The organism is Shuttleworthella sp., assembly GCF_057251025.1.
The window spans coordinates 1-16,498 of record NZ_DBHIDN010000002.1 but is presented as its reverse complement, the minus strand read 5'-3'; the positions used below and the strand labels follow the sequence as shown (position 1 = coordinate 16,498).

At 56.5% G+C, this 16,498-nt stretch carries 15 protein-coding genes and 2 tRNA genes; all 17 read left to right on the top strand.

Translation table 11 applies throughout. The features are described 5' to 3' along the window. Nucleotides 1-467 precede the first annotated feature (467 nt). The 17 genes from ACO5R6_RS00725 (at nucleotide 468) to ACO5R6_RS00645 (ending at nucleotide 16,272) form a co-directional block, all read left to right on the top strand. The gene (locus ACO5R6_RS00725; protein ID WP_485625258.1) at nucleotides 468-1,556 is read left to right on the top strand and encodes a PucR family transcriptional regulator; all 1,089 of its coding nucleotides are present in this window, start codon (nucleotides 468-470) and stop codon (nucleotides 1,554-1,556) included. Then, nucleotides 1,556-2,242: a cell division ATP-binding protein FtsE gene (ftsE, locus tag ACO5R6_RS00720; RefSeq protein WP_485625257.1), complete on the top strand. Its 687-nt coding sequence runs from the start codon at nucleotides 1,556-1,558 to the stop codon at nucleotides 2,240-2,242. The genes ACO5R6_RS00725 and ftsE overlap by 1 nt, the downstream gene beginning before the upstream one ends. Further along, complete coding sequence (gene ftsX / locus ACO5R6_RS00715; protein ID WP_485625256.1) at nucleotides 2,235-3,125, top strand: permease-like cell division protein FtsX; 891 nt, start codon at nucleotides 2,235-2,237, stop codon at nucleotides 3,123-3,125. Before ftsE ends, ftsX begins: the two co-directional genes overlap by 8 nt. A 111-nt stretch (nucleotides 3,126-3,236) precedes the next feature. After that, entirely contained in the window at nucleotides 3,237-4,439 is a 1,203-nt protein-coding gene (locus ACO5R6_RS00710) for a S41 family peptidase (RefSeq protein WP_485625255.1), read from the top strand. A gap of 44 nt (nucleotides 4,440-4,483) precedes the next feature. After that, entirely contained in the window at nucleotides 4,484-5,623 is a 1,140-nt protein-coding gene (gene prfB / locus ACO5R6_RS00705) for a peptide chain release factor 2 (RefSeq protein WP_485625254.1), read from the top strand. A 91-nt stretch (nucleotides 5,624-5,714) separates the two neighbouring features. Next, nucleotides 5,715-6,158 carry an ACT domain-containing protein gene (locus tag ACO5R6_RS00700; RefSeq protein WP_485625253.1) on the top strand — a complete coding sequence of 148 codons (444 nt, stop codon included), beginning with the start codon at nucleotides 5,715-5,717 and terminating at the stop codon, nucleotides 6,156-6,158. A gap of 69 nt (nucleotides 6,159-6,227) precedes the next feature. Further along, nucleotides 6,228-7,421: a homoserine dehydrogenase gene (locus ACO5R6_RS00695; RefSeq protein WP_485625252.1), complete on the top strand. Its 1,194-nt coding sequence runs from the start codon at nucleotides 6,228-6,230 to the stop codon at nucleotides 7,419-7,421. 94 nt (nucleotides 7,422-7,515) lie between these two features. Next, nucleotides 7,516-9,027, top strand: a complete 1,512-nt coding sequence (glpK, locus tag ACO5R6_RS00690; protein ID WP_485625251.1) for a glycerol kinase GlpK — start codon at nucleotides 7,516-7,518, stop codon at nucleotides 9,025-9,027. A gap of 36 nt (nucleotides 9,028-9,063) precedes the next feature. Then, complete coding sequence (locus tag ACO5R6_RS00685) at nucleotides 9,064-11,388, top strand: Tex family protein (RefSeq protein WP_485625250.1); 2,325 nt, start codon at nucleotides 9,064-9,066, stop codon at nucleotides 11,386-11,388. A 29-nt stretch (nucleotides 11,389-11,417) separates the two neighbouring features. Further along, on the top strand, nucleotides 11,418-11,849 hold the full coding sequence (tsaE, locus tag ACO5R6_RS00680) for a tRNA (adenosine(37)-N6)-threonylcarbamoyltransferase complex ATPase subunit type 1 TsaE (RefSeq protein ID WP_485625249.1): 432 nt from the start codon (nucleotides 11,418-11,420) through the stop codon (nucleotides 11,847-11,849). Further along, a complete protein-coding gene (tsaB, locus tag ACO5R6_RS00675) occupies nucleotides 11,846-12,580 on the top strand; it encodes a tRNA (adenosine(37)-N6)-threonylcarbamoyltransferase complex dimerization subunit type 1 TsaB (RefSeq protein ID WP_485625248.1) in 735 nt (244 codons plus the stop codon). The genes tsaE and tsaB overlap by 4 nt, the downstream gene beginning before the upstream one ends. A 38-nt stretch (nucleotides 12,581-12,618) precedes the next feature. Further along, entirely contained in the window at nucleotides 12,619-13,155 is a 537-nt protein-coding gene (gene rimI, locus ACO5R6_RS00670) for a ribosomal protein S18-alanine N-acetyltransferase (RefSeq protein ID WP_485625247.1), read from the top strand. Continuing rightward, entirely contained in the window at nucleotides 13,149-14,078 is a 930-nt protein-coding gene (locus ACO5R6_RS00665; RefSeq protein ID WP_485625246.1) for a ribonuclease Z, read from the top strand. The genes rimI and ACO5R6_RS00665 overlap by 7 nt, the downstream gene beginning before the upstream one ends. Before the next feature lie 30 nt (nucleotides 14,079-14,108). Next, on the top strand, nucleotides 14,109-15,140 hold the full coding sequence (gene tsaD / locus ACO5R6_RS00660) for a tRNA (adenosine(37)-N6)-threonylcarbamoyltransferase complex transferase subunit TsaD (RefSeq protein ID WP_485625245.1): 1,032 nt from the start codon (nucleotides 14,109-14,111) through the stop codon (nucleotides 15,138-15,140). Nucleotides 15,141-15,177: 37 nt separating this feature from the next. After that, nucleotides 15,178-15,870 (top strand): 2-C-methyl-D-erythritol 4-phosphate cytidylyltransferase, encoded by a 693-nt coding sequence (ispD, locus tag ACO5R6_RS00655; protein WP_485625244.1) that lies wholly within the window; start codon nucleotides 15,178-15,180, stop codon nucleotides 15,868-15,870. A 170-nt stretch (nucleotides 15,871-16,040) separates the two neighbouring features. Further along, nucleotides 16,041-16,126: transfer RNA gene (locus ACO5R6_RS00650), tRNA-Ser, on the top strand. A gap of 57 nt (nucleotides 16,127-16,183) precedes the next feature. After that, nucleotides 16,184-16,272 (top strand) — tRNA-Ser (locus tag ACO5R6_RS00645). The last annotated feature ends 226 nt before the right edge of the window (nucleotides 16,273-16,498 follow it).

The window sequence follows — 16,498 nt, the reverse complement described above, 5'->3', positions numbered from 1 at the left end:
ATTGCATCCAATCTGTCAAGCCTCGGCGGGTCTGAAGCGTCAAATCATCAGCATGCACAAGAAGAGGAGGGGATGATGAGAAATAGGGAGGGGTCCTCTCCCAAGGCGGATAAATTATCCACAGGAGCAGGCGACGAAAAAGCCGAAAAATGGACTTATACACGGACTTATCCACATTATCCACAAAAAAGGGGCCGGAAAGGGGGCCTGCAGATCAGGCAAAAACAAACAGTTGTTTTGTGAAAGTAGTCAAAAAAGGGGAGTATGGATTTTTGAACTTGACTTCATAGGATAAGAGATGTTGGAAATTTCCGAGGAATGAAATCCCTGTGAATGTGCATAAAAAAGCACGATCTATATCTTCCCAATCTGCGCACTTTATATTAGACTTGGAATGTGTATATGCAATCAGCATAAAAATTTCGGCTTCACTTGTACATATTGTATAGGTGCGGAGGGAGAAAGAGATGATTTCAAATCAAATCCTGCAGTCTACCATCGACGGCCTGCAGCAGATTACCAGGCATGCGATGGCCGTTATAGACGCGGAGGGCGGTGTTCTTGCGACAACCATCCAGGAAGTGGAGAATTATATTCCGGCGGCCAGGGAATTCGCCGCCTCTCCGGCAGAGAGCCAGATTGCGCTGGGCTGTCATTTCTTCAAGGTCTTCGATGAACAGCATCTGGAATTTATCGTGATCCTGCAAGGGGATGATGAAGCCGTCTTTATGATCGGGAAGATGGCCAGCTTCCAGATTCAGGAATTGATGGTGGCCTACAAGGAGCGCTTTGACAAGGATAACTTCATCAAGAATCTCCTCCTGGACAATTTGCTCCTGGTTGATATTTATAATCGATCCAAGAAGCTGCATATTGAGACCGGCGCCCGCCGGGTCGTCATGGTTGTGGAGACCAGCGGGAGCGAGGAGGGTGATGAGCTGGACCGGGTCCGGTCTATCTTCTCCGGTCACAGCAGGGACTTCGTCACCGCTGTGGATGAGCGCAATGTGGTTGTCTTAAGAGAAGTCGCCGATGACGAGGGATACCCTGATATCGAGCAGACGGCCCGAATGATTATCGATTCCTTCCGGGAGCACGGGAACAAGCAGGTCAGGGTCTCCTACGGGACGATTGTCGGGGAGCTCAAGGACGCCTCAAGGTCTTACAAGGAGGCGGGCATGGCCCTTGATGTGGGGAAGATCTTCTTTGCGGAGAGCCAGGTCATCGCCTATTCAAAGCTGGGCATCGGCCGCTTGATCTATCAGCTCCCGATTCCCCTCTGCAAGATGTTCATCCGGGAGATTTTCGCCAACAAGTCCCCGGAGGACTTCGACGAGGAGACCCTGGTCACCATCAATAAATTCTTCGAGAACAGCCTGAATGTATCCGAGACTTCCCGGCAGCTATACATCCACCGCAATACCCTGGTCTATCGTTTGGATAAGCTGGAGAAGGCAACCGGTCTTGATCTTCGCGTCTTCTCAGACGCAATCACCTTCAAGATTGCCCTGATGGTCGTGAAGTACATGAAATATATGGAGGAGCAGAACTACTAATGATCACTTTAGAACATGTGAGCAAGTCCTATGAGGCCGGCGTGCCTGCCCTGGATGATATCAGTCTTCACATCAAGCCGGGGGAATTCGTCTTCATTACCGGCGCATCCGGTTCCGGCAAATCTACCCTGATCAAGCTCATGTTGAATGAATTAAGGGCCAGCAAGGGGACCATTACGGTGGGAGGACAGAATCTGAACAAGATGCGGCACCGCCAGGTACCCCTCTTCCGCCGCCGCATCGGGACGATTTTTCAGAATTTCCGCCTCCTGCAGGACCGCAATGTCTACGAGAACGTGGCATTTGCCATGCGGGTTACGGAGTCCAAGAAGAAGGATATTCAAAAGAGGGTGCCCATGGTCCTGACCCTGGTCGGCCTGGCCTCCAAGTACAAATCTCTTCCCAGGCAGCTCTCGGGAGGCGAGCAGCAGCGGGTGGCCATTGCCCGCGCGATTGTCAACAGCCCAAATCTGATTCTGGCTGACGAGCCCACCGGAAACCTGGACAACAAGAATGCCTGGGAGGTCATGCAGCTTTTGGAGAAGATCAATCAGGACGGGACGACCGTGGTGGTCGTAACCCATAACATTGAGATCGTAAAGGCGATGAAGAAGCGCGTCATTACCATCAAGCGCGGCTGCCTGGTCAGCGATGTGGAAGGAGTGACTGGTCCAAAGCATGTATAATATCAAGCAAGGTTTTCGAAATATCTGGAACAACAAGATGTTCTCCCTGGCATCGATCGCGACGATGGCAGCCACCATCTTCCTCTTCGGGGTCTTCTATTCCCTGGTGACCAATTTCTCACAGATGGTCAGACAGGCGGAGCAGGGGGTCGCCGTCACGGTCTTCTTCGTGGATGGGATCAAGGAGGAACAGGTCAGCGCCATCGGTGCGGCCATCAAGAGCAGGCCGGAAGTCAAGAGTTATCGCTATGTCTCTGCGGACGAGGCCTGGAATTCTTTCAAGCAGAACTATTTTAAGAACAATGAGAATCTGGCGGATGGCTTCAAGGAGGATAACCCTCTGGCGAATTCCGCCAACTACCAGGTCTTCCTCAATGATGTCTCCGAGCAGGGGTCCCTGGTCGAGTATCTGACAACGGTCGATGGAGTCCGCCAGGTCAACCAGTCAGAGGTGGCCGCCAAGACCCTGTCCGACTTCAACCGTCTTCTAAAGTACGTGTCAGTGGGAGTCGTGGCCATCCTGATCGCGGTGGCGATCTTCCTGATCAACAACACCATCACCGTGGGAATCTCCGTCCGCAAGGAGGAGATCAGCATCATGAAGCTGATCGGGGCCAAGGACCGCTTCATCCGGTCTCCCTTCGTGGTAGAAGGGGTGGTGATCGGCTTTCTCGGGGCCCTGATCCCCTTAGTCGCCCTCTTCTTTATGTACCAGGGAATCATCCGCTATGTGTCCGGTAAGTTTGCCTTCTTGAGCGGCATGATGAATTTCATTCCCATCATGGATATTTTCCGCATTCTGGTCCCGGTATCCCTGATTCTGGGTGTGGGAATCGGATATCTGGGAAGCCGCATGACGGTAAGACGGCACTTGAAGGTATAAATGAAGCGGTTGAGGGAGACGGTTCGCACGCCTCTTCCTGGAAGCAATCATGGGAAATACATCGCCCGTTTCTCTCGGGGGATGTATTTCTGTGCTTGGGAGGAAAATTCCATGGACAATATGTTTGAGAAGAAGAATCAGAGGGGCTCCTTCCTGAAGGGCATCTTAGCAGGAGTCCTGGCGACGATTCTGATCCTCTGTCTCGTCATCTGGGGACTTGGCAGCAGGGGGACTGCAGTGAATCCGGCCAGCTATATCAAGCTGGCGGCCCTGGAGAAGATGATCAACCGCTATTACTACCAGGATGTGGATCGGGCCGCTCTTGAGAAGGGGATGTACAGGGGGATCATGGAGTCCATGGGAGACCCCTATACGGAGTACTACACGGAAAAGGAGTACAAGGACCTGATGTCCTCCCTGACCGGGTCTTTCGTTGGGATTGGGGTTGGCATGATCAAGACGGAGGGGGGAGAGATCAAGCTGCTCACGGTCTATGACAATTCTCCGGCCAAGGAGGCCGGCATTGTCGCCGGAGACATCCTCGAGCAGGTGGATGGACAGGATATCTCAGACCTCTCCCTAGAGGAGATCGTCGCCCGCTGTCGGGGCCGGGAGGGAAGCCGGGTGGACTTGACCCTGCGGGGGGCAGATGGAAGCCAAAAGACGCTCTCAGTGGAGCGGCGCCAAATCGAGATCCCGACCGTCTCGCACCGGATGATCACGGACGGAATCGGTTACATCCGGATCAGCCAGTTCGGCGAGAACACGCTGAAGGAGTATCTGGCGGCCATGGATGACCTGAAACGGCAGGGGATGAAGGGGGTTGTCTATGATGTCCGCAATAATCCGGGGGGGATGGTCACATCGGTTACAGATATCTTAAATCACATCCTGCCCAAGGGAATCAGCGTCTACATCATTGACAAGAGAGGCAAGCGAACGGACTACCGGGCGGACGGAAGAGATGAGCTGCACATGCCCGCTGCCGTCCTGACCTCCAAGAATTCTGCCTCTGCCGCGGAGATCTTCGCCGGGGCGATCCGGGACTATCACAAGGGAACCCTGATCGGTCAGACCACGTTTGGCAAGGGGATTGTCCAGCAGACCATGCAGTTGATCGACGGATCTGCCATCAAGATCACGACGTCCAGCTATTACACCCCGAGCGGGGAGTCCATTCACAAGAAGGGAATCAGTCCGGATATTCCCATGGAGGATACGCACAAGGAGGGGATTGATGCGGACAGCTATGATATACTGAAGGACAATGAAGTGACCAGGGCGGTTGAAACCCTGCAGAAGGAGACCAAATAGACCAAGCGCGCAGATAAGCGGCACAGGCCGACGGAAGGATAGTTATGCTGATAGAATTGGATCCCATGAGACAGGAGCTGGAGAGCTACCGGGAGCCTCTGGCAGAGGTGACCAGGGCCTTGGACCTGGAGTCCAAGCACCAGAAAATTGAGGAGTTGAACCGGGAGATGGAGGCGCCGGACTTCTGGAATGATGCGGACCTGTCTGCCAGAAAGATGAAGGAGCTCAAGTCCCTGAAGGATGATGTTGAGATTGCCGATAAGCTGGAGAGCGATATGGAGGAGATCGGCATGCTCATTGATATGGCCAATGAGGAGGATGACGCCGATATGGTGGAGGAGATCCGCCTCATGATGGACCGGATGCAGGCGGATTTCGAGAAGGTTCGGATCAAGACCCTGCTCTCCGGCGAGTTCGATGCAAATCATGCGATTGTCACCCTTCATGCCGGGGCCGGCGGAACAGAGGCCTGTGACTGGACGGCCATGCTCTACCGCATGTATACCCGCTGGGCAGCAGCCCAGGGCTTTGAGGTCGAGGAACTGGACTATCTGGATGGGGATGAGGCCGGGATCAAGTCCGTCACCTTCCAGGTCAATGGCGAGAATGCCTACGGTTATCTCAAGAGCGAGAAGGGAGTCCACCGGCTGGTGCGGATCTCCCCCTTTAATGCCAACGGAAAGAGACAGACCTCTTTCTCCTCCTGCGAGGTCATGCCGGAGCTGGAGCAGGACCTGGATGTTGAGGTCAGGGATGAGGATATCCGGATCGACACCTACCGGTCCTCCGGCGCCGGCGGCCAGCATATCAACAAGACCTCATCAGCCATCCGAATCACCCACTTCCCCACCGGCATTGTGGTTCAATGCCAGAACGAGCGGTCGCAGCACATGAACAAGGACAAGGCCATGCAGATGCTCAAGGCCAAGCTCTATATGCTTAAGCTGGAGGAACAGAGGGCCAAGGCCGAGGGAATCCGGGGGGAAGTCACGGATATTGCCTGGGGCAACCAGATCCGCTCCTACGTCTTCCAACCCTATACCATGGTCAAGGACCTGCGCACGGGAGAGGAGACCGGCAATGTCTCAGCCGTTATGGACGGGGACATCAACCCCTTCATCAACGCCTATCTCCGCTGGCTCTCCTTGGGCTGCCCGGACAGGAATGCCATGTCAGAGGACTGATTCCTCAGATAGGACCGTGGATACGGCGGACTGTGATAGTATCGTCAGGGTGACACAGGTGTGCATGAGACAAGGACAGGGGGTTCTTATCATGACTGACAAGACGGTTTATTATGTCCTCAGGGAGAAGGCGGTGCCGGAAGTCCTGCTTAAGGTTGTAAAGGCCAAGAACCTGCTGGATTCCGGCCGCTGCAACTCCATTCAGGAGGCGACAGGCAAGGTCGGGATCAGCCGGTCTTCTTTCTATAAGTATAAAGACGATATTTTCAGATTCCATGAGAACAACCGGGGCAAGACCATTACCATGATGATCTCCCTGGAGGATGCGCCGGGGCTTTTGTCCGCGGTCATCCGCATTGTGGCTGAGTACCAGGCCAATATTCTGACGGTGCACCAGTCGATTCCGGTCAATAACATCGCATCAATCACCCTCAGTGTCGAGGTCCTGCCACAGACCCTGGATCTCTCGGATATGATCAGTACGATTGAGCGCACAAACGGGATCAATTATGTCAAGATCCTGGCCAGGGAATAGGAAGCGATCAGGATTCGGGCAGGCGCTTGCGGCCGGAGAGGGCGATCCGGATAAGGAAAAGAGGTATCCATGAAAGCAGCAATTATGGGTTTTGGAACAATAGGTTCAGGGGTCTACGAGGTCTTGAAGATCAACCGGGATCCGATCGCAAGGCGGATCGGGGAAGCGATTGACGTCAAGTATATCTTGGACCTGCGTGAATTTGAGGATCCGGAGATCGCAAGACTCCTGGTCCGGGACTACCTCAGGATCGCCTCAGATCCGGAGGTCGACCTTGTGGTGGAGACCATGGGCGGTGTTGAGCCGGCTTTCCGCTTCGTCAAGACCATGCTTGAGGCGGGGAAACACGTGGCCACGTCCAATAAGGCTCTGGTTGCGGACAAGGGGGCGGAACTGATTCGGATTGCCAGGGACCACAAGGTGAATTTCCTCTTTGAGGCCTCTGTCGGAGGCGGCATCCCCATTATCCGCCCCCTCCTGGAATGCCTGACCGGGGATGTGATCGAGGAGATCACAGGGATTGTCAACGGGACGACGAACTACATGATGACAGAGATGTCCGCCAATGGCACGGACTTCGATGAAGTCCTGAGGGAAGCCCAGGACAGGGGATTTGCGGAGAAGGACCCCACGGCCGATATCGAGGGATACGATGCCTGCCGGAAGATCGCCATCTTAACCTCTCTGGTTGCCGGCCGCCAGGTAAACTATCAGGATATTCCCACGGAGGGAATCAGGGGGATCAGCGCGACGGACATGAAATACGCCAGACTCTTAAAGAGGCACATCAAGCTTCTGGCGAGCAGCCGCAAACGGGGGGACACATATGTCGCCCGTGTGGCGCCCTATCTCCTCCCGGAGACCCACCCTCTCTCCAAGGTGGATGGCGTCTTCAATGCCATTTTCGTTCGCGGCAATATGCTTGGCGACGGGATGTTCTACGGCTCGGGCGCGGGCAAGCTGCCAACGGCATCCGCCCTTGTCGCGGACCTGGTCGAAATGGCTAGGAATCTGGACAAGAACCTGCCGATTGCGTGGGAGTCAAAGCCGCTTCGGCTGGGGGATCCCGGGGAGACGGTCGGCCGGTTCTTTGTCCGGTCCACTTCTCCCATGCGTCGGATTGAAGACCTCTTTGGGCAGCTTTCTCTGATTGAGGCCCAGAAAGAGGGGGAGCACGCCTTTGTCACGGAGCCCCTGAGCGAGAAATCCTTTGCGGATAAGGCCGCCGCAATCGATGTGATATCCATGATTCGCATGGGCTGAACGGCCTGTTTGGATGACTAAAAAAGCAAAAGAAGAGTAAGGAGTACAAAGCCGGTTTCATGGGGGAGCCGGTGATCGGGGAAGAGAGGTATACATGGCAGAGTATGTAATGGCTTTGGACGCTGGGACAACCAGCAACCGCTGTATTTTATTTGACTCCGAGGGGCGGATCTGCTCCATGGCCCAGAAGGAGTTTCGACAGATGTTCCCCCAGCCCGGCTGGGTGGAGCACGATGCCAATGAGATCTGGTCCACGCAGCTGGGGGTAGCGGTCGAGGCTATGTCCAAGATCGGGGCCAAGGCGGCCGATATTGCGGCCATCGGCATCACGAACCAGCGCGAGACGGTGATTGTCTGGGATAAGAATACGGGAGAGCCCATCTACAATGCCATCGTCTGGCAGTGCCGCAGGACCAGCGCCATTGCGGACCAGCTCAAGGAAAGAGGGCTTGAGGAGAGCTTCCGTCAGAAGACAGGACTGATGATCGATGCCTACTTCTCCGCTACGAAGATCAAGTGGATCCTGGACCAGGTGCCCGGCGCAAGGGCAAGGGCAGAGAAAGGGGACTTGCTCTTCGGAACGGTCGAGACCTGGTTGATCTGGAAGCTGACGGGGGGCAGGGTTCATGTGACGGATTACTCCAATGCCTCAAGGACCATGCTCTTTAACATCAACAGTCTGGAATGGGATCAAGATATCCTGAGGGAACTGGATATTCCGGCTTCCATGCTCCCGACGCCGGTGCCGTCTTCGAAGGTCTACGGCTATGCGGACCCCTCCTTCCTGGGGGCGGAGATTCCCATCGCCGGTGCGGCCGGAGACCAGCAGGCGGCACTCTTCGGCCAGGCCTGCTATGCCGATGGCGAGGCCAAGAACACCTATGGGACCGGCTGTTTCCTTCTGATGAATACGGGAGAGACCCCGGTTTTCTCCAGGAACGGCCTGGTCACAACCATTGCCTGGAGCCTGGACGGCAAGGTCAACTATGCCCTGGAGGGGTCTATCTTTGTGGCCGGCGCTTCCATTCAGTGGCTCAGGGACCAGATGCGTCTGATTGATTCCGCAGAGGACTCCGAGTACTGGGCGACCAAGGCCCGCGGCACCCATGGATGCTATGTGGTTCCTGCCTTCACCGGCCTTGGAGCCCCCCACTGGGATCAGTACGCTCGCGGCACCATCGTCGGCATCACCCGGGGAACCAACAAGAATCACATCATTCGGGCTACCCTGGAGTCCATCGCCTATCAGGTCTGTGACGTCATCGATGCCATGCGGGCGGATTCCGGCATCGACCTCCGCTCTCTCAAGGTAGACGGAGGAGCTTCTGCCAACAACTTCCTCATGCAGTTCCAGGCGGATATGCTGGATCGTCCGGTCAACCGGCCCTCCTGCGTCGAGTCTACGGCTCTGGGCGCGGCTTATCTGGCCGGGCTGGCCGTCGGCTTCTGGTCCAGCAAGGAGGAAGTGGTCAAAAACATCCAGCTGGACCGGGTTTTCCTTCCCCAGATTGAGGAGGAGGAGAGGGCCAAGAAGCGGAAGGGATGGAATAAGGCTGTCAAATACGCTTTTGGCTGGGCCAAAGAATCCGAGGACGAGGAGGAGTGACCGCCCAAGAGACAGGACAATAAAGGAGTAAGTGGATTGGATATCGCTTTAGAACTCACAGAGGAGCTTGGGGTCAAAAAGAGCCAGGTCGAAGCGGCGATCAAGCTGATTGACGAGGGAAATACCATCCCCTTCATCGCCCGTTACCGAAAAGAGGCGACCGGAGGACTGGATGACGAGGTCCTCAGAAATCTGGATGAACGCCTCAGCTATCTGCGCAATTTGGAGGACAAGAAATCCAGCGTTCTGTCCGGTATCGAGCAACAGGGGCAGCTGACCGAGGAGCTAAGATCCAAGATCGCAGCTGCCAAGACCCTGGTCATGGTCGAGGATCTCTACCGGCCCTACCGGCCCAAGCGGAGAACCCGCGCTATGATCGCGCGGGAGAAGGGGCTTGCGGGCCTGGCCGCTGTCATCCTGGCCCAGGATCCGGCCAGAGATCCCCGGCTTGAGGCGGCCGCCTATGTCGCTCTGGATCAGGACGTCTCGTCTGTCGAGGAGGCTCTGGCCGGCGCATCGGACATTATCGCGGAAGAGGTATCCGACAACGCCGACCTTCGCATGTCCATCCGCCAGATGACGATGGACCGGGGACGGATCCGGTCTGTGGCCAAGGACGAGACCGCAAAGACCGTCTATGAGCACTATTATGACTTTTGCGAGCCCCTCAAGGGTCTGCCCGGCCACCGAATCCTGGCAATCAACCGGGGGGAGAAGGAGAAAATTCTGACCGTCAGGATCGATGCTCCGGAAGAGGATATCCTCCGTCTGATCGAGGGTTGCTATATTTCACCAGATCAGACTTGCGCGGGACCGCTTCTTGCAGCAGCCCTGTCGGACGCCTACCATCGCCTGATCGCGCCTGCCATCGAGCGGGACATTCGCAGCGCCCTGACAGAGTCCGCGGAGGATGGGGCCATCCGGGTCTTCGGCAAGAATTTACAGCAGCTTCTGATGCAGCCGCCCATCGCCGGCCGGACAGTTCTGGGCTGGGACCCGGCCTTTCGCACCGGTTGCAAGCTGGCAGTCGTGGATCCGACGGGCAAGGTTCTGGATACCAGGGTGATCTTCCCAACCGCGCCTCAGAATAAGGTTGCGGAGTCCAAGAAGATCGTCGCCGCGATGATTCGGAAATATGGGATCAGTCTGATCTCTGTGGGCAACGGGACAGCCTCTCGCGAGTCAGAGCAGATCATTGTGGACCTCCTGGCAGAAATACCTGAGAGGGTCTCTTATATCATCACGAGCGAGGCTGGTGCATCCGTCTATTCGGCTTCCAAGCTGGCCAGCGAGGAATTCCCCAACTTTGATGTGGGGCAGCGGTCCGCGACCTCGATTGCCAGGCGGGTCCAGGATCCTCTGGCGGAATTGGTTAAAATTGATCCCAAGTCAATCGGTGTGGGACAGTACCAGCACGACATGAACCAGAAGAAGCTGTCAGAGGCCTTAGGCGGCGTGGTTGAGGACAGTGTGAATAAGGTGGGGGTTGATCTGAACACGGCCTCCGCCTCCCTCCTGGCCTATGTGGCAGGTATCTCTATGACGGTGGCCAGGAACATCGTGGACTATCGCGATGCACACGGTTCTTTTACCAGCCGAAAGCAACTCCTGAAAGTTCCGAAGTTAGGCCCCAAGGCCTTTGAACAGTGCGCCGGCTTCCTTCGCATCCGTCAGGGAGAGAATCCCCTGGATGCTACTTCCGTGCATCCTGAGTCCTATGGAGCCGCAGAGGAACTTCTGACCAGGCTGGGCCATAAGCCGGAGGAGATCAGCCACGGCGGAATCGCGAAAATCGCCGAGGAGGTGAGGGATCTTCAGAAGATGGCCGAGGAGCTTGGCCTGGGCCGGATGACTCTGGAGGATATCCTGGCCGAGCTTGCCAAGCCCGGCAGAGATCCCCGCCAGGACATGCCAAAGCCCATCCTAAGGCAGGACGTCCTCTCCATGAAGGATTTGAAGCCCGGGATGGTATTAAAAGGAACCGTCAGAAATGTAATTGATTTCGGCGCCTTTGTGGATATCGGCGTGCACCAGGACGGCCTGGTGCATATTTCCCGCATGTCCGATCGCTTCATCAAGCATCCGCTGGAGGCTGTCTCGGTGGGAGATATCGTCGATGTACAGGTGGTGGACCTTGATCTTGACAAGCAGAGGATTGCCCTTTCCATGCGAATCGGAAGAGACGTGGATCAGGCGGGCAAGCCCACGGTCGAATCTTCCGGGGAGAAGAAAGCCGGTCGAAAGAGGAACTCTGCCGGAGGGCGGGGAGACCGCGGGAAAAGGAGAAGAGACCAGGCCAGGGAGAAGAGTAAACCGGTCAATTCGGATCTGCAGAAGGCGCTGGCCAAGATCAAGCTGTAAAGACTGTCTGAAGGGGAGAGGAAATCGCCATGATGTATGAGACAAGGAGTCCGGAGGAGACCCGGGCGATTGGCCGCAAGCTGGCCGACCAGGCCAGGCCCGGCGATGTCTTTACCCTGGTTGGGGATCTGGGGACAGGTAAAACCGTCCTGTCCAAGGGCTTTGCTGAGGGCCTTGGCATCGGAGAACCGGTCAACAGCCCCACCTTCACCATTGTCCAGGAGTATGCGGGAGGGAGAATTCCCTTCTATCATTTTGACGCCTATCGGATCTCGGATCCGGACGAGATGGAGATGATCGGCTTCGATGATTACATCTACGGCCGGGGGGTTTGCCTGATTGAGTGGGCGGACATCATCGAGGAGATCCTGCCCAAGGGCCGCACAGAGATCAGGATCCGAAAAGACCTGTCCAGGGGGTCAGACTATCGAAGCATTCAAGTGGAGGAGGTAGAGGAGTGAAGATCCTTGCCATTGACGCCTCCGGTCTGGTGGCCTCTGTCGCTGTCACAGAAGACGATCGCCTGATCGGAGAGTATACGACCAATTATAAGAAGACACATTCGCAGACCCTTCTGCCCATGCTGGATCAGCTGGCGGCTATGATTGATCTGGACTTAAAGACGATTGACGCCATAGCGGTGACGGCCGGACCGGGATCCTTTACCGGTCTTCGCATCGGGGCAGCCACGGCCAAGGGACTGGGACAGGCACTTAATAAGCCTCTGATTCCGGTCGCAAGCCTGGAGGCAATCGCTTACAATTGCTGGGGGTCTGACAGGCTGATCTGTCCTATCATGGACGCCAGAAGAAAGCAGGTATACACCGGACTCTATCGCTTCCGTGACGGGGGACTTGCGGTCCTCATGGACCAGACGGCCATGGGAATCGATGAGATAATCAGGAAAGTCAATGATATAAAGCGGCCGGTCACCTTTCTGGGGGACGGTGTTCCGGTCTTTCGACAGGCCATCGGGGACCGGTGTGAGGTCGACTGTAACTTCGCACCCTCCCACATGGCCCTGCAGAGGGCTTCCAGCCTGGCCGCCCTGGCCTGTGTCTACGCCGGGATGGGGGAAATCGTATCGGCGGAGGAATTTCGCCCCGAGTATCTGCGCCTGTCTCAGGCCGAGCGGGAGCGGAAGGAGAAGCTGGCGGCTCAAGACAAGCGGATATCCGGGAAGGACGAGTGACGGACCGGCCTGTCGGCGCAGAGGATGTGTGATCAAATATGCAGAAATGGCGGATCCGAGAGGCGGAAGAGAGAGACCTGGACCAGATGGCGGCGATTGAGGCGGTCAGTATCCCCGGCGGCTGGACCGGAGCGGATTTTGCGGAGGCCCTGGCAAACAGGCAGGCCCTGCTCCTGCTCTTGACCGAGGAAGAATCCGGGGATCCATCGGAAGAGAAGTCCCGGATGAGAGGGGCGACGAGAGAAGCGGACCGGGAGGGGCAGACCGTGCTCGCCTATCTGGTCTGCTATTTTGCGGCGGATGAAGGGGAGATTGTCTCAATCGCCTGCCGGCCCCGGGCGAGAAGACAGGGGCTTGCCACAGAACTCATGGCGGCATTTCGGAAGCGGGCGAGCGAGCTCGGTCTGTCAAAGATCTTTCTGGAGGTCAGGAGGAGCAACCGGACGGCCAGGAAGTTCTATGAGAGGACCGGCTTTGTGCCCGTGGGACGGCGGCCGGATTTCTATCGGGACCCAAGAGAGGATGCCCTCTTGTTGCGGTTGACGATAGCAGAGCAGAAGGAGAGTACATGTTAGATGTCTGTCTCTTGGGAACGGGCGGAACCATGCCCCTGCCCCGGCGCTGGCTGACAGCGCTGATTACAAGATTTAACGGTCATAGCCTCTTGATTGACTGCGGAGAAGGCACCCAGATTGCAATGAAGGAGGCGGGGATCTCCCCCAATCCCATTGACATCATCTGTTTTACGCATTATCATGCCGACCATATCTCTGGCCTTCCGGGCCTCCTCCTCTCCATGGGCAATGCCGACCGGACCGATCCGGTGACCCTGATCGGTCCAAGAGGTCTGGTCCGGGTCGTGACAGCTCTCCGGACCATTGCCCCGGAGCTTCCGTTTGAGATTCGGATGATAGAAATCGAGGGGCAGAGCTGGGAGGAAGAACATTTCGGCTATCAGATTCAGGCCTTTCGGGTCAAACACAATGTGACCTGTTACGGCTATTCTATTTCCATTCCCCGGGCCGGCCGTTTCGACGCAGAGGCCGCCAGGCGGCAGGAGATTCCGCTTAAGGCCTGGAGCCGCCTGCAGAAGGGGGAGATTGTCGAGATGGACGGGAAGGTCTACCGGCCCCAAATGGTCATGGGCCCAGAGCGAAAGGGGATCAAGCTGACCTACTGCACGGACTCGAGGCCTGTCCCGGAGATTGCGAGGGCGGCAGCGGGTTCCGACCTCTTTATCTGCGAGGGCATGTACGGAGATCCCTGTGATGAGGCCAAGGCGAGAAAGAAGAAGCATATGACCTTTCAGGAGGCGGCAGAGCTGGCCAGAGAGGCCCGGGTGGGCGAGCTGTGGCTGACCCACTTCTCCCCCTCTCTGGTGGGACCGGGGCGTTTTATGGACGAGCTGACAGAGATTTTCCCCAATGCCAGTCTGGGCAAAGACGGAAGGTCCTGCAGTCTGGATTTCCCCGAGGAGACCGCAGCTGAATCGATCTGAGGGTCGGACTGCATACGGAAAGAAGAGATCATGTCTGAGAAGAAAGAAATTCATCGTATTCTGGCCATCGAGAGTTCCTGTGACGAGACCGCGGCGGCGGTTGTCGAGGATGGCCGCCGGGTGCTCTCCAATATCATCAGCACCCAGATCCCCATTCATACCCTCTACGGGGGCGTGGTGCCGGAAATCGCTTCCCGGGCTCACACGGAGCGGATCAATCAGGTGGTTGCCCGGGCGCTCAAAGAGGCAGACACGGATCTGGACGGGGTGGACGGAATCGCCGTGACCTACGGACCCGGCCTGGTCGGGGCGCTTCTGGTCGGTGTGTCTATGGCAAAGGCCATGGCCTTTGCCAGGGGGCTTCCCCTCCTGGGCGTGCACCACATCGAGGGGCATATCAGCGCCAACTACATTGAGAATCCGGACCTGGCCCCGCCTTTCCTCTGCCTGGTCGTCTCCGGCGGCCACACCCACCTTGTCCGGGTCAAGGACTACGGGGCATATGAGATCCTTGGAATGACCAGGGATGACGCGGCCGGGGAGGCCTTCGACAAGGTGGCCAGGGCGATCGGGCTCGGCTATCCCGGCGGTCCAAAGCTTGAGAAGGAGGCTCGTCTGGGAGACCCGGACGCAATCTTATTTCCCAGAGCCCATGTCAGCGGAAGCGAGTATGATTTCTCCTTCAGCGGGCTCAAATCCGCCGTCCTCAACTACTTAAACCGGATGCGGATGCAGGGACAGGAGGTCAACCGGGCTGATCTTGCGGCTTCCTTCCAGAAGGCCGTTGTGGGGGCCCTGGTCGACCATGCCGAGATGGCGATGGAGAGGTATGACCTCAAGAAATTCGCGATCGCCGGCGGCGTTGCCTCCAACAGGGCCCTGCGGGAGGCGATGCGGGAGGCCTGTGATCGCCATGGAGTCAAGTTCTATCGCCCGTCCCCCCTCCTGTGCACGGACAACGCGGCTATGATCGGAGCCGCCGCCTATTATGACTTTGCAAAAGGGGCTCGGAGCGGCTGGGACTTAAACGCCGTTCCGGGCTTGAAGTTGGGAGAGAGATGACCGCCTTTTGGCGTTCCTTCCAAGAGGAGGTGAGAGAATGGTAAGCGCAATAATTCTTGCTGCCGGCAGGGGCAGGCGGATGGGAAGCGAGATTCCCAAGCAATACCTGCCCCTCCTCGGGAGACCTCTCCTGGTGTACAGTCTCATGGCCTATGAGAAATCGGCCGTGGACCGGATGGTCCTTGTGATTGATCCGTCGGACCGGGCGCGAGTGGATGCGATCCTGGACCGGTATCCAATGACGAAGCTTGCTGCGATCGTTACAGGAGGCAGGGAGCGCTACGACTCTGTCTACGCCGGTCTCGAGGCAGTCAGCGGAGGATCGGTCCTGATCCACGACGGGGCCAGAGCCCTGATTCAAGAAGAGGAGATCAATGCGGCGGTGGACGCCTTAAGTGCAGGGGGAGCCTGTGTCGTGGGCATGCCCGTCAAGGACACCATCAAGGAAGTGGACGAGGCCGGGCTGGTCGTCCGCACCCCGGATCGAAGCCGGCTCTGGCAGGTGCAGACCCCTCAGTGCTTCTTTCGAGAGGAGATTCGGGAGGCCTATGCGAAATACCTGGGCGAGGGAAGAAGCGGGGCGACCGATGACGCCATGATCTACGAGCAGATGACAGGCAAGAAGGTCTCTATGATCGAGGGGAGTTACGAGAACTTCAAAATCACGACGGAGGAGGACCTCATATTGGCAGAGACCATCCTGGGCAGGCGCGGGTGGACCCGGGCGTGATTTTCCCGGCAAAATGCACGAGAAGGGGGGACGCTCATGCAGGATCTGGTGGGATGAGACCACAGGATCTAGTAGCTGCGCAAAAAGGCGATAAAAATCACGTTTCTTAGTTGACACTCTGAAAAATGCTGTGATATGATAACTTTCGTGCTGTTAAGGCACAGATATCCGGAGAGGTATCGAAGTGGTCATAACGAGGCGGTCTTGAAAACCGTTTGTCCGCAAGGGCGCGTGGGTTCGAATCCCACCCTCTCCGCTGGCGGATTTTTAAGATCCGACAAGTACATATGGTTGATGAATCGATCATGTTCTTGGAGATGTACCCAAGCTGGCCGAAGGGGCTCCCCTGGAAAGGGAGTAGGTCGTTAACGCGGCGCGAGAGTTCAAATCTCTCCATCTCCGCTCGACTGAAATCACCATAGATTTGTCAAAAACATCGTTGACAATGAAATGAACGGGTGATACTATAGTCGATGCACTGCGCGAGAGCGTTCTCTCAACAGAAGAATCTTTTTGTTGACAGAGAATAGCAGCTATGATATATTTCTAAAGTTGTAACTCTGGCGAGTGCAAACAAGTTCTTTGATAACTGAACAATGAAACAACCTTGAAAGATTCTAAGAGAATC